The sequence below is a fragment of the Halorubellus litoreus genome (assembly GCF_055378595.1).
The window spans coordinates 2046214-2060325 of record NZ_AP043836.1 but is presented as its reverse complement, the minus strand read 5'-3'; the positions used below and the strand labels follow the sequence as shown (position 1 = coordinate 2060325).

Sequence of the window (14112 nt, the reverse complement as noted above, 5' to 3'; positions counted from 1 at the left end):
GTCCGTACCCTGTGACCGACCGCGTATCGAGAACTGTCCCGCCGGAAGCGCTTTTTACGTCGTAGGTCGAGGTACGTGTCGTGTTCCGCGAGTTCGCGTCGGACGATGGAGCGACCGGTGGCGCGAGCGTCTGCGCCGTCGGCGTGGACGTCTCCGGGCTCCTTCCCGCGTTCGACGTGAACGCGGTCGCGGACGTGGACGCGGTGGTGACGGCGGCCGCGGTCGGCGTCGTCGACTGCGTCGTCGTCGGCTCGGACCCGCCGACAGCGTCCCTGGCGGGGTTCGTCGACGCGGTCGACGAGGTCGCCGACCGCGTGCCGGTGGTCGTCGTCACGCACGGTGGCGATGGCGCGGTCGCGGACGCGCTCGCCGCTGGCGCCGACGAGGTCGTGGACGTCACGCGCGCCGACGCGGGTGACGTGCTCGCGCATCGCGTGCATCGTGCGGTCGAGTACGCGGGGTCGCGGCGCGCGCTCGGGAAGGCCGAGGAGTTCTTCGAGCAGGCACTGGACTCGATGATGGACGCGTTCTACGTGTTCGACGAGACGGGGCGGTGTCGGTACTGGAATTCGGCGCTCGCGGACGTCACGGGGCTGTCGGACGCGGAACTCGAGGGGCGGCCGGCGCCGGACTTCGTGGTGAACGCGGACCGGGAGCGCATCGCGCGCGCCATCGCGGTCATCCTGGAGACGGGAGCGGCGACGGTCGAGGTGGACCTGGAGACCGCGGCCGGTGACGCCGCACCCTACGAGTTGACGGGCACGCGACTCACGGACGCCGACGGGGACGTCATCGGGTTCTGTGGCGTCGGGCGGGACGTCTCCGGTCGCGAGCGCCGGGAGCGCGAGCTCCGCCGGCAGGCCGAACAGTTGTCGGTCCTGAATCGCGTGCTCCGGCACGACATCCGGACGACCGCGAACATCGTCGCGGGGTACGCGGAGACGCTCCCGGATCACCTCTCGGCGGTCGACGAGATCGTCGAAGCGGCGCACGACCTGGTGGCGCTCGGGGAGCGCGCTCGCGAGCTGGAGCGCGCGTTCGAGACGGACGTGACGAAGAAACCGTTCGACCTCGGCGCGCACCTCCGGCGGACGGTCGACGGGCTCGAGGAGACGTACGATGCGGCGTTCTCGCTGTTCGCGCCGGACGCGTTGTGGGTGTCGGTGAGCGACCGCATCCCGTTCGTGTTCGAGAACGTGATGGAGAACGCGGCCGAGCACAACGAGGGCGACACGCAGCGCGTCGACGTCGTCGCGCGCGAGGAGCACCCCGGGGACGGCGGCCCGTGGGCGGTCGTGGAGGTGCACGACGACGGCCCGGGCATCCCGAAGCACGAGCGCGAGGTGTTCGACGCGACCGCGGAGACGCCACTGAGTCACAGCGACGGCCTCGGGCTCTGGCTCGTGAACTGGCTCGTCGAGGACGAGGGCGGGACGGTCGCGGTCGACACCGGCGCCGAGGGGACGACCGTCGTCGTTCGATTACCGCTCGCGGACGAGGACGACCGCGGTGCGTGAGGGCTCCGGGAGGGCGGTCCAGCGACCGTCGCCGACGGTGCGCATAAGCGCTCGCCGTTCCTACGCCGAGGTATGTGTGGTCGATACACGCTGACGGTCGAGGCCGGGGACCTCGCGGAGCGCTTCGGCGTGCACGTCCCGGAACGCTACGAGCCGCGGTACAACGCGGCGCCGCGACAGTCCCTCCCCGTCGTCCGGACGGGCGTCGACGTCGACGACGAGCACGCATCCGGCGACTCTCCGGACGCGGCGGTGCCGGAGGATGCTGGTCGCGAGCTCGCGTTCGCCGAGTGGGGGCTGGTGCCGTCGTGGGTCGACGAGCCCGACGACGCGAATCGCCCCATCAACGCGCGGTCGGAGACGGTTCGCGAGAAGCGCTCGTTCCGCGACGCGTTCGCGCGCCAGCGGTGTCTCGTGCCCGCGGACGGGTTCTACGAGTGGACCGAGCGCGGCGGCGGGAAGCAACCGTATCGCGTCACGCTCGACGACGAGTCCGTGTTCGCGATGGCCGGCCTCTACGAGGTCTGGGAGGGCGAGGTCGCGCAGTCCAGTCTCGCCGCGTTCGGCGCCGACGGCGACGACGACGACCGACGCCGGCGCGTCGAGTCGTTCACGGTTCTGACGACGGACCCGAACGACGTCGTCGCGGACCTCCATCACCGGATGGCGGTCGTCCTCGACCGCGAGGACGAGGCGACGTGGCTCCGCGGCGACCCCGACGAGGCTGCGTCGCTGCTCGACCCGTACCGTGGCGGGATGCGCGCGTACCCGGTGTCGACTGCGGTGAACGACCCAGGTAACGAGTCCCCCGGGTTGCTCGACCCGGTCGACGTCTGAGCGCGGCGACTCGCCGCCGGCTACTCGCGCCGGTGGCGTCGCAGTCGGTCACTCGCGCCGTTGGAGTCGCGGTCGGCCGTCGGGGACGACGTACTCGGCGAGCGTCCGTCGGTCGGCGTCGGCGCTGTTCTCGTCGATGTCGACGCCGTACGCGGTGTAGCGCGCCTCGTCGCGCGTGAACTCGACGACCGCGTACCCGTGCTCGTGCCAGTCGACGAACTCCAGGTGCGGGTTCTCCTCGAGCGCGAGGTCGTCGACGTCGCGCTCGTCGAGCCACGCGGGATACGTGAGGACGTCCGCGGCGTTCACGCTGGAGACCGCCGGTGCGAGGAGTTCGACGCCGACGCGTGGTCCGCGGTCGCCGCGACCGAACTCGCCGTAGTGCGCGTGCTGGATGCCCGCCATCGCGCAGTGCAGGTCGCCCGTGAGCGTCACGAAGTTCCGCGGGCCGCGTCGCCGGAGGTGCCGCATGAGCTGGTGGCGTTCGTGCTGGAAGCCGTCCCAGGCGTCGTGCAGGAACTCCACCTGATTCCAGCCCGTTCCCTGCGTGAGCGGCATCGTCAGCACCTCGTTCAACCACACGGTCCAGCGCGCGTCGCTTTTCGCGGTCCACGTCTTCCACCAGCGCTTCTGGTCGGTGCCGAGCATCGTCCGCCCGCGCTCGTCCTCGCTGAAGCACGTCACGACCTCGCCGTCGGGGCACGGCGGGCCGTTCCTGAACAGGCGCTCGTCGGTGACCGCGAGGTCGACGAGGTCGCCGAACTGGACGCGCCGCCAGAGCTGGAGTTGGTTCTGGAGGTGCTCGGCTTCGGGGTCGTAGTCGACACGCATCGGCATGTGCTCGACCCACGCCTGGATGCCGTTCGCCGTGAGCTGTATCGCGAACTCGGGGTCGCGCCCCCTGCGTTTCTCGGGGAGAACGGGGGCGTCGGCGGCGTAGTCCCAGTAGCGGTTGTTCCCGATCTCGTGGTCGTCCCAGCCCGCGACGAGCGTGTGCCGTTCGAGCGCTTCCTGGAGGAACCGGTCGCGCTTGTACCGGTTGTAGAGGTACCGGAAGTCGTCGAGGGACTCCGCGAGCGGCTTGCCGCTCGGCAGCGAGAGTCGCCTGTCCTCGGGGACGCGCCGGCCGGGCGTGGTGTACTGGCCGTTCGCGGATTCGTAGATGAAGTCACCGAGATGCAGGAGGAAGTCGACGTCCTCCTCGGCGACGTGATGGAACGCGCCGTAGTAGCCGTTCTGGTAGTCCTGACACGAGACGACGGCGACGCGCAGCGAGTCGGGGCTCGCGTCCGGTTCCGGGAGCGTCCGCAACCGGCCGGTGCGGGTCGCCGTGCCGTCGTACACGAACCGGTAGTGGTAGAACGAGTCCGCGTCGAGTTCGCCGTCGAGGTCGACCTGGACGACGTGGTCGTGGCGCGCCGAGAACCGAGCGTCGGGCACGATGGTGGAGACGACGATATCCGAGAAGTCGGGGTCGGTCGCGACCTGGCAGACGAGCATGCCGTTGTGTGCGGCGGCCGACGGGGAGAGGCGCGTCCAGACGATGGCGCCGGACGACGTCGGGCCGCCACTCATCACTGACTGCGGGAACACCGCGTCGGGGTCCGCGTCCGCGTTCACGTCGACGACGGTCGGGTCGCGAGCGTCGAGGTCGGCCGCGGCGACCGGCTGGACGATGTCGCGGTCGCCGAGGATTGCCAAGAGCCCACCGCCGACGGTCGCGGCGGCGACCGACCGGAGGAACCGACGGCGACCACCATCACCAGTGGTCGACCCGCCCACACCACCAGTGGTCGACCCGCCCACACCACCCTCGGACTCGCAGGGCACCGACTCATCGGTCCTGGTCACCGATCCATCTGTCCCGGTCTCCGACTCATCTGTCTGTGCCGCTCCGTTCGTCGTCTCCCGGGTCGTCGTTTCCTGGTTCCTCGGCTCCGTGTTCGTCGGTTCCGCGGTGGGTTCCTCGTCGCCGCTGCCAGAACCTCGGTCCATCGCGACACAGGTAGCATGCCAGCGAGATAGTTATCGACCGGTTTGTCCGCGCGTGGTCGTCGACAAGGGCCGACTGTCCACTGGAAAGCCGACCGTAGCGGGAGACGGCACCGCGGGCCCGCTTCCGATGGTGTCCCGGACGCGAAGCCCTGTCAGGTGGTCGTTACACGCGCGACGGTCGGCGCCCGCGCGATGGTCGGTGTTCGAGGGCTGGTTGCCGGTCGTCTCGACGCCCGAAGATAGTACTTAAAGGACGGCCCTTTGCCGAGGAACACGCGTTGCGGAGCTTGGTAACACACGTCACACAACCACCGTAGTCGCGCCACTGTACTGCGTTTTCGCCGAAGGCCCACAGCCAGCCAGAATAGCTGACAATTTGCGTATGTTCAACCTTTATTACGAATCACAATCATAGATGCGAGTGACTATGAGTCAGCGAATGGCCCAAGGCCAGCCCATGATCGTAATGTCGGACGAATCCCAGCGCGTCAAGGACAAGGACGCGCAGGAGTACAACATCTCCGCGGCTCGCGCCGTCGCGGAGGCCGTCCGCTCCACACTCGGCCCGAAAGGGATGGACAAGATGCTCGTCGACTCGATGGGCGACGTCACCATCACGAACGACGGCGTCACCATCCTCAAGGAGATGGACATCGACAACCCGACGGCCGAGATGATCATCGAGGTCGCCGAGACCCAGGAGGACGAGGCCGGTGACGGCACCACGACCGCCGTCGCGGTTGCGGGCGAACTCCTCAAGAACGCGCAGGACCTCCTCGAGCAGGACATCCACCCGACGGCCATCATCAAGGGCTTCCACCTCGCGAGCCAGCAGGCCCGCGAGGAGGTCGACGACATCGCCGAGCACGTCGAACCCGACGACGAGGCACTCCTCCAGAAGGTCGCCGAGACCTCGATGACCGGCAAGGGCGCCGAGCTCGACAAGGAGCACCTCGGCCAGCTCATCGTCGAGGCCATCCAGCAGGTCGCCGTCGACACCGAGGGCGACGAGACTCTCGTCGACATGGACTTCCTGAAGATCGAGACGCAGACGGGTCGCTCCGCGAGCGAGAGCGACCTCCTGAAGGGCGCGGTCATCGACAAGGACCCCGTTCACGACGACATGCCCAAGAGCGTCGGTGACGCGGACGTCCTCCTCCTCAACGAGGCCGTCGAGGTCGAGGAGGCGAACGTCGACACCGAGGTCAACGTCACGGACCCGAGCCAGCTCCAGCAGTTCATCGAGCAGGAGGAAGCCCAGCTCAAGCAGAAGGTCGAGCAGATCATCGACACGGGCGCGGACGTCGTCTTCTGCCAGAAGGGCATCGACGACATGGCCCAGCACTACCTCGCGAAGGAAGGCATCCTCGCCGTCCGTCGCGTGAAGAAGTCCGACATGGAGTTCCTCTCCGAGATCGTCGACGGTGCGGTCGTCAGCGACCTCGACGACGTCGACCCGGCCGACATCGGGCACGCCGACGTCGACCGCGACGACGCCGACGACATGTTCTACGTCACGGGCGACGAGAACGCACACGGCGTGACGCTCCTCCTCCGCGGCTCCACGGAGCACGTCGTCGACGAACTCGAGCGCGGCGTCACCGACGCGCTCGACGTCGTCGCGTCGACCGTCCGCGACGGCCGCGTCGTCGCCGGCGGTGGCGCAATCGAGGTCGAGGTCGCGAACCGCCTCCGCGATTACGCCGACTCCGTCGAGGGCCGCGAGCAGCTCGCCGTGGAAGCGTTCGCGGACGCGCTCGAACTCATCCCGCGCGTCCTCGCCGAGAACGCCGGTCTCGACAGCATCGACACGCTCGTCGAGCTCCGCGCAGCACACGAGAACGGCCAGCACCGCGCCGGCCTGAACGTCTTCAGCGGCGACGTCGAGGACACGTTCGAGTCCGGCGTCGTCGAGCCCGCGCACGCGAAGGAGCAGGCGCTGACGTCTGCCACCGAGGCCGCGAACCTCGTCCTCAAAATCGACGACATCATCTCCGCCGGCGACCTGTCGACGGACAAGGGCGACGACGAAGGCGGCGCTGGCGGCGGCATGGGCGGCATGGGCGGCATGGGTGGCATGGGCGGCGCGATGTAAGCGAGGCAGGCAAACGCGAACCCATCGGGTGAGCGGCAAACTGCCTCGTTGTCGAGCGGGCGTAGCCCGCGAGACGAGACCAGGGCACATTCGCCGCACAGCCCCCATCGACCCGGCCGGAGCCGCACTGACTCAGAACACGCGGATTCCTTCTTTCGCGCACCGTACTCGACAGCCGCGGCTGCGTCGAGCGAGTAGCCTTTTGTAGCATCCGTGTCGATTCCGTGGTATGGCAACGCGACGAGGGGTGTTGGCCGCGCTCGGCGCGAGCGCGCTCGGTGGCTGTGCGGCGTTCCCTCGCGACCGCGCGGCACCGACGACGAACCTCGCGACCGGACCGCAGATGCACGTCGACGTCTCGTACGACACGGCAGGGGGGACGCTCCGGTGCGTGGTCGACATGGGAACACCGTTGACGCCGTCGAACACTGTGCGATTGGTAGTGAGCGGCGAAGGGGGTTCGGACGTGGTATGGGTCGCCCGAGACGGGACGGCGGAACGGTCGTTCCCGGTCGAGCCCGGTGACGTTCTCGAAGTCGAGTGGAGCGCCCCGGACGCCTACGTCTGGTGGGTCGGACCTGGCGGGGGAATGAAGAATGTATTCGGCGAACTCGACGCCGAGGCGACGAGTGACGACGCATGAACTGGCGGTGGCTCGTCGACGCGGACGTCCGCTGGCGGACGCTCGTCGCGGCGTACGTCGGCGTCCTCCTCGTCACCGGGAGCGTCGTCGGGTACGTCCGCATCGCTGACGTCCACGGACCGCCCGCCGAGCACCGCATCTCGCCGGACGCCCAGCCCGGTGAGATGATCGCGACCGCGAACGAGGCGTTCCAGCACGTCGACCATCGCGTCGTCACACGCGTCTCCGCGGTGAACGGGAGCGAAAGACGCCCCGTCTTCGCGTACGAGTACCGCTACGATTACACGGACCGCCAGTTCTTCGCGCAACGCGTCTGGACGGGGTCGTACGCGAAACGATGGGAGCGGTCGTACACCCCGTACTGGTTCCCACTCGCCGTCCTGCCTGGGAAGTACTACGTCACAGACGGCCGCGTCGAGATTGGCGCCAATCATCCGGAAGGAGGCTCGCTCGGTTCCCGCGAGTTCGAAAACCCGAGGCCGCCGTTCCGCAGAGGTGCGTTCTCGGCGTCGTCGCCCGATAACGTGTGGGAGTTCGCATACGGCGGGAACGTCTTCCTCGAGGGTGCGAGCGAGGCGGACTGGTCGGTCGTCAGCGAGAACGCGTCGACGGTCGTCCTCGGTATCGACGCCCACGAGGAGTACTACGAGACGCGACAGATGTTCTACGCACGCGACGTCCACGAGGGGAGTTCCATCCGCGTCGTCGTCGACAAGGAGTCGGGGCGCGTGACGCGGATGGTCGAGCATCGCGTCGCGACGTACGAGGTCACCGTCGAGCGCGCCGACGGCGAGTACGAGGACGTCGAACGAACACGGCACTACGTCGTCGTCACCGAGTTCAGCGAGTACGGGACGGTCGACGTCGAACGACCCGAGGGTGTCGGGTCACCGACGCTCAAGGAACTCTGGCGGGACTTCTTCTACTACTGACCCCGCGAACGGACCGAACGACGACACACCGACCTCGCGGTCGCCGTCTGCTCGTGGGGCGATTCCAACGAGAAACGCCGGCTCGGGGCCGGCGTCTGCTCGTGCGAGCAACCACCCCAGAAACGTCACCCTGGCGGGTGCCGTACGCTCGTGCGGGCGGTTACTCTTCTTCGATGTCGAGCGTGAACTGTTCGTTCTCGTTGACGGTGTTGAGGACGACGCTCGTGTTCGACTCGTTGATGTCGGGGTCGGTGAGGAGTTCCTTGATCTGGGCGTTCATGCCGTCGGTGTCGGTGAACTTCCCGATGGCGACGACGTCGTAGTCGCCGGTGACCTCGTAGACCGAGGTCATCTGCTTGTGGCCCTTCAGGCGCTCCGTGATGTCCGGGAGCGCGCTCCCCTCGACCTTGAGTTGGATGAACGCGGTGACGTCGTACCCGAGTTCGTCGTAGTCGACGATGGGCGTGTACCCGCGGATGACGCCCTGGTCTTCGAGGTCGCTGAGGTGGTTCGAGACCGTGGTCACCGAGACGTCGAGGTCCTCGGCGAGCGATCGGAGGCTCGCGCGGCCATCGCCGAGAAGTGCATTCACTAGCTTCGCGTCGAGATTTTCGTAGGTCATTACCCCAACGTGCGCCCCGGAGGGTTTAGAACTTTACGAACGTACAATCGGTGCGAGTTGGGCGAAAGTTTGCTTACAGCACTAAGGTTTTTGTACTGGAAGTAGTTTGTCGAAGCGAGCATAAGATGACAAGCGGCAACCTCTCCGAGAAGGAGGAAGCGGTGCTGGAGACCATCGACGAAGAGAACATCGACTTCCTGCGTCTGCAGTTCACGGACATCCTGGGGACCGTCAAGAACGTGTCCGTCCCGGCACGCCAAGCGGAGAAGGCGTTCACGGAGGGCATCTACTTCGACGGGTCCTCGATCAACGGCTTCGTCCGCATTCAGGAGTCCGACATGCGTCTGGACCCCGACCCGGAGACGTTCGCCGTGCTGCCGTGGCGCTCCAAGGAGGACGGTGGCGCCGCGCGCCTCATCTGCGACGTCATCGACACGTCCACGGGCGAGCCGTTCTCGGGCGACCCGCGCGGCGTCCTGAAGCACGCGATCGAGCGCGCGGACGACCTCGGGTACACGGTGAACGCCGCGCCGGAGCCGGAGTTCTTCCTGTTCGAGGAGGACGAGGAGGGACGTGCGACGACGAAGACGAACGACGCCGGCGGGTACTTCGACCTCGCACCGAAGGACCTCGCGCAGGACGTCCGTCGGGACATCATCTTCGGCCTCGAATCCATGGGGTTCGAGATCGAGGCGAGCCACCACGAGGTCGCGCAGGGCCAGCACGAGATCAACTTCACGTACGACGACGCGCTGTCCACGGCTGACAACGTCGCGACGTTCCGGTCCGTCGTCCGCGCCATCGCGGCCGAGCACGACCTGCACGCGACGTTCATGCCGAAGCCGATCGCGCGCATCAACGGCAGCGGGATGCACACGCACTTCTCGCTGTTCCAGGACGGCGAGAACGCGTTCCACGACGACGACGACGAGTTCAACCTGAGCGAGACCGCCAAGCAGTTCACGGCGGGTATCCTCGAGCACGCACCCGCGATCGCGGCGGTCGCGAACCCGACCGTGAACTCCTACAAGCGCCTGGTGCCGGGCTACGAGGCGCCGGTGTACGTGGCGTGGTCCGACCGGAACCGCTCCGCGCTCATCCGGAAGCCGGCGGCGCGCGTCCCCGCCGCATCGCGTATCGAGGCGCGCTTCCCCGACCCGTCGTGTAACCCGTACCTCGCGTTCGCGGCGCTCATCCACGCCGGTCTCGACGGTATCGAGCAGGGCATGGAGTGCGACGACCCGGTCCGCGAGAACATCTACGAGTTCGACGAGGCCAAGCGCGAGGAGTACGGGATCGACACGCTCCCGACGAACCTCGGCGAGGCGCTCGACGCGCTCGAAGCGGACGAAGTCGTCCAGGATGCGCTCGGCGAGCACGTCACGGAGAAGTTCCTGGAGGCGAAGCGCTCGGAGTTCAACGATTACCGCGTCTCCGTCTCCGAGTGGGAGAAGGACCGCTACCTCGAGACGTTCTGAGGCGACTCGCGGTCACGGTTCGCTTTTTTCGCGTCGACGACGACCGGTTAGAGGAGCGTGCTCGCGAGTGCGGCCAGCGGTGCGAGGACGGGGAATCGCCGACGGCACGTCGTTCGTCAACGTTTAGCACGCTGAGCGGCTAGCGTGACGTATGGACACGGAGGCGACGTTCAGGGTCGAACGGGACGGTGAACGGGTCGTGCTCGTTCCGCGGTTCTGGCCGAGCGACCTCGACGCCGAGGCGCGCAGCGCCTACGACGGCCTGCGGACGCTGCACGTCGTCGAGGACGGCGCCATCTCGATGCCGGCGGAGTACCTGCCGGGCGTCGAACCAGGGAGTACGGTGGCGCTTTCTTCGGTCTGGGCGGCGCGCACCGAACGCCTGGGTGCGCTCGGCGCCGGCCCGTTCCCGGCTGGCGCTATCGACGGCGCACTGGCGGACCGCGACCGCATCGCTCGCACGCTCCTCGACGACCACGGTCGGTAACCAGGCCGGCCGACCGTCACGCGTTTGACGCCGCCGCCCGTCGACCCGGACATGACAGGGACGGACATCCGCGAGCTCGACGCGAGGACCGTCGAGCGCATCGCGGCCGGGGAGGTCGTCGAGCGCCCGGCGTCGGTCGTGAAGGAGCTCGTCGAGAACGCGCTGGACGCTGGGGCGTCTCGCGTCGCGGTCGCCGTCGAGGACGGCGGGACCGGCGGGGTGACGGTGCGCGACGACGGCCACGGGATGACGGAGGTGGACGTCCGCGCGTCGGTCCGCGAGCACACGACGAGCAAGATACGGGACGTCGACGACCTCGAGGCGGGCGTGTCGACGCTGGGGTTCCGCGGCGAGGCCCTCCACACCATCGGCGCGGTGTCGCGGATGACCATCCGGACGCGGCCGCACGACGCCGAGACGGGGACGGAACTCGTGTACGCGGGCGGCGAGGTCGAGTCCGTGAGCGAGGTCGGGTGTCCGGCGGGGACGACGATCGACGTCGAGGACCTCTTCTACAACACGCCGGCTCGCGAGAAGTACCTGAAGACGACGCCGACGGAGTTCGCGCACGTGAACCGCGTGGTTCGGTCGTACGCGCTCGCGAACCCGGACGTCGCGGTGTCGCTCGAGCACGACGGCCGCGAGGTGTTCGCGACGCCCGGCCGCGGCGACCGGCTGGCGACCGTGATGGCGGTGTACGGTCGGGAGGTCGCGGAGGCGATGCACGCGGTCGACGACGTCGACGTCCCGGAGGGGCCGCTCGACGACGTCCACGGGCTCGTGTCGGACCCGGAGACGAACCGGAGCGCGCGCGAGTACGTCTCGGTGTTCGTGAACGGGCGCGCGGTCTCGGCGAGCGCGGTCCGCGAGGCGGTCATCGAGGCGTACGGCGGGCAACTTGACGCCGACCGGTACCCGTTCACCGCGCTCTTCCTCGACGTGCCCGCGGGCGACGTGGACGTGAACGTGCACCCGCGGAAGATGGAGGTCCGGTTCGCGGACGAGGCGGCGATGAAGCGACAGGTGCGCGCGGCGGTCGAGGAGACCTTGCTGGACGCTGGCCTCGTCCGCTCCTCGGCGCCGCGCGGCCGCTCGAAGCGACCGGAGGCGGCGGTCGAACCGACGACCGCGAGCGACCTCGACGACGACGGCGACGCCGGCGGCGTCGACGACGCTGACGTGCTCGACGCCGAGAGCGCCCGCGATTCGGTCGACCGCGACGACACGGACGCTGGCGACGACACGGATACCGGCGGCGACACGACCGCTCGCGACGACCCGGAGGACGGCGACGATAGCGACGAGGGCGAGCGTGTCGGGGTCGCACCCGACGCGTCGACGCCGGTGGACGACGAGACGACGCGGGACCGGTCGGCGCGCGACGCGAGTGCGGAGGCTGCGAGCGCCCCGTCGTCGACGGCGGACGCGACCGCGACCGGGTCGACGCGGTCCGAGTCGTCGAGTTCGACCGCCGGGCCGGCCGGTGGCTCTACGCGGTCGAGCGAGCGCGTCGACGCCGAGTCCTCGTCGCCGAGCGAGAGCGAATCCTCGTCGCCGGCCGCGGGCGAGCATCGCACGAGCAGTCGGGAGCGAATCGGACGCGCCGAGGGACCCGACGGTGGCGACGACGGGCGGTTCGGTGGCGCGGCCGAGCAGCGGACGTTGACGGGCGAGGCGGCGACGCCCGAGGGCGAGTACGACCGGTTGCCGTCGATGCGCGTCCTCGGCCAGTACCGCGACACGTACCTGGTCGCCGAAACGGAGGACGGGCTCGTGCTCGTCGACCAGCACGCGGCGGACGAGCGCGTGAACTACGAGCGGTTGCGGGCGGCGTTCGAGGCGGACGCGACCGCGCAAGCGCTCGCCGAACCCGTGACCCTGGAGTTGACCGCGGGCGAGGCCGAGGCGTTCCCCGCGTACCGCGAGGCGCTCGCAACGCTCGGGTTCCACGCGGAACGAACCGACGGCGCGACCGACGAGAGCGGGTCGGCCGGCGCGCGCGAGGTGACGGTGACGACGGTGCCCGCGGTGTTCGACGAGACGCTCGACCCGGGGGACGTCCGCGACGTCCTCTCCGGGTTCGTCGCGAGCGACGACGACGGCGCCGCGACCGTGGACGCGCTCGCGGACGCGTTCGTCGCCGACCTCGCGTGCTATCCCTCCGTCACCGCGAACACGAGCCTCACCGAGGGGTCGGTCGTCGAACTGCTCGAGGCGCTCGACGACTGCGAGAACCCGTTCGCGTGCCCGCACGGCCGGCCGACGGTCGTTCGGTTCGACCACGACGAGGTCGAGGACCGCTTCGAGCGCGACTACCCCGGGCACGGCGGCCGCCGGGAGCTCTGACCGATGACGGTCGAGATAGACGGGAGCGCGGGCGGCGGGCAGATTCTGCGGTCCGCGCTCTCGCTCGCGGCCATCACGGGCGAGGCCGTCACCGTCGAGGACGTCCGCGGTGACCGCCCGAACCCGGGATTGAAGCACCAGCATCTCGCGTGCGTGGAGGCGGCCGCCGACGTGTGCGACGCCGACGTCGACGGCGCCGAACTCGGGAGCGACACGGTCGCGTTCGACCCCGGCGACCCAACGGGCGGCGAGGTATCGGTGGACGTCGAGACCGCGGGCGCGGCGACGCTCGTGTTCGAGACCGTCCTGCCACTCGGCGTCGTCGTCGACGACCCCATCGAGCTGTCGGTGACCGGCGGCACGGACGTCGCGTGGTCGCCGACCGTCGACTACTACCGGCACGTCCGCCTGCCCCTCGCCGCGCACGCCGGCTGGGAGGCGACCGTCGACGTCCCCCGGCGCGGGTTCTACCCCGAAGGAGGAGGCGAGGCGACGCTGCACGTGGCGCCGAGCGACCGCGAGCGCGTCGCGTTCGACGACCGCGGCGCGTTCCGAGGGGCGCGCGTCGAAGCGGTGGCGTCCAGCGACCTCGCGGACGCCGACGTCGCCGACCGGCTCGTCGCCGCCGCGGTCGACGACCTCGAGACGGCGAACGTCGACGTGAACGCGTCGACCGCCCGAACCGTCACCGCGCCGAGTACCGGCGCGAGCGTGCTCGTCGTCCTCGACTACGAGACGACGACCGCCGGCTTCAGCGCGCTCGGCGAACCCGGAACGCCGGCCGAGGTCGTCGGCGAGCGAGCCGCCGCGGACGCCATCGCGTTCCGCGAGCAAGCGCGAACGAGCCCGGACGCAGGTGGGCCTCCCCGACCGCCCGTCGTGGACGCGTACGCCGCGGACCAGCTCGTGCTCGCGCTCGCGCTCGCCGACGGTCGCGTCCGGCCCGCGACCGTCACCGACCACGTGCGGACGAACTGCGCGGTCGCTCGCGAGTTCGGCTACGACGTCCACGTCGAGGACGGCGTCCTCGTCGGCGACTGACCCGACGCGGAACGGTTGGTGGGTTCGCCCCAGCCCGCTCGCCGCTGTCGGCCAGTGGAACGCTTGCGTCGCGGGGGAGACTTATACCGGTGCCTTCCATTGGTAGGGACATGACTGGC

Annotated in this window: 11 protein-coding genes; 9 read left to right on the top strand and 2 right to left on the bottom strand. The window is 69.2% G+C overall.

Features of this window, described 5'->3' with window-relative positions:
• Nucleotides 1–80 precede the first annotated feature (80 nt).
• Entirely contained in the window at nucleotides 81–1517 is a 1437-nt protein-coding gene (locus ACZ48X_RS14415; protein WP_336349045.1) for a PAS domain-containing sensor histidine kinase, read from the top strand.
• 72 nt (nucleotides 1518–1589) lie between these two features.
• Complete coding sequence (locus ACZ48X_RS14410) at nucleotides 1590–2354, top strand: SOS response-associated peptidase (protein WP_336349046.1); 765 nt, start codon at nucleotides 1590–1592, stop codon at nucleotides 2352–2354.
• A 48-nt stretch (nucleotides 2355–2402) separates the two neighbouring features.
• Here the strand turns inward: ACZ48X_RS14410 and ACZ48X_RS14405 are convergent, their stop codons facing one another.
• The gene (locus ACZ48X_RS14405; protein ID WP_336349047.1) at nucleotides 2403–4349 is read right to left on the bottom strand and encodes an alkaline phosphatase D family protein; all 1947 of its coding nucleotides are present in this window, start codon (nucleotides 4347–4349) and stop codon (nucleotides 2403–2405) included.
• A gap of 427 nt (nucleotides 4350–4776) precedes the next feature.
• Here ACZ48X_RS14405 and thsB point away from each other — a divergent pair, with 427 nt between their 5' ends.
• From thsB to ACZ48X_RS14390, 3 genes are all read left to right on the top strand, one after another.
• Complete coding sequence (gene thsB / locus ACZ48X_RS14400; protein WP_379761787.1) at nucleotides 4777–6444, top strand: thermosome subunit beta; 1668 nt, start codon at nucleotides 4777–4779, stop codon at nucleotides 6442–6444.
• 229 nt (nucleotides 6445–6673) lie between these two features.
• Nucleotides 6674–7087, top strand: coding sequence for a hypothetical protein (locus ACZ48X_RS14395; protein ID WP_336349048.1), 414 nt, complete (start codon nucleotides 6674–6676; stop codon nucleotides 7085–7087).
• On the top strand, nucleotides 7084–8019 hold the full coding sequence (locus tag ACZ48X_RS14390; protein WP_336349049.1) for a hypothetical protein: 936 nt from the start codon (nucleotides 7084–7086) through the stop codon (nucleotides 8017–8019). The genes ACZ48X_RS14395 and ACZ48X_RS14390 overlap by 4 nt, the downstream gene beginning before the upstream one ends.
• A 160-nt stretch (nucleotides 8020–8179) precedes the next feature.
• Here ACZ48X_RS14390 and lrp read toward each other — a convergent pair whose 3' ends face one another.
• The gene (gene lrp / locus ACZ48X_RS14385) at nucleotides 8180–8641 is read right to left on the bottom strand and encodes an HTH-type transcriptional regulator Lrp (RefSeq protein WP_336349050.1); all 462 of its coding nucleotides are present in this window, start codon (nucleotides 8639–8641) and stop codon (nucleotides 8180–8182) included.
• A 125-nt stretch (nucleotides 8642–8766) separates the two neighbouring features.
• Here lrp and glnA point away from each other — a divergent pair, with 125 nt between their 5' ends.
• The 4 genes from glnA (at nucleotide 8767) to rtcA (ending at nucleotide 13993) form a co-directional block, all read left to right on the top strand.
• Entirely contained in the window at nucleotides 8767–10119 is a 1353-nt protein-coding gene (gene glnA, locus ACZ48X_RS14380) for a type I glutamate--ammonia ligase (protein WP_336349051.1), read from the top strand.
• A gap of 151 nt (nucleotides 10120–10270) precedes the next feature.
• Nucleotides 10271–10606, top strand: a complete 336-nt coding sequence (locus tag ACZ48X_RS14375; protein WP_336349052.1) for a hypothetical protein — start codon at nucleotides 10271–10273, stop codon at nucleotides 10604–10606.
• A gap of 51 nt (nucleotides 10607–10657) precedes the next feature.
• Nucleotides 10658–12952, top strand: coding sequence for a DNA mismatch repair endonuclease MutL (gene mutL / locus ACZ48X_RS14370; RefSeq protein ID WP_336349053.1), 2295 nt, complete (start codon nucleotides 10658–10660; stop codon nucleotides 12950–12952).
• A gap of 3 nt (nucleotides 12953–12955) precedes the next feature.
• Nucleotides 12956–13993, top strand: a complete 1038-nt coding sequence (rtcA, locus tag ACZ48X_RS14365) for an RNA 3'-terminal phosphate cyclase (RefSeq protein WP_336349054.1) — start codon at nucleotides 12956–12958, stop codon at nucleotides 13991–13993.
• The last annotated feature ends 119 nt before the right edge of the window (nucleotides 13994–14112 follow it).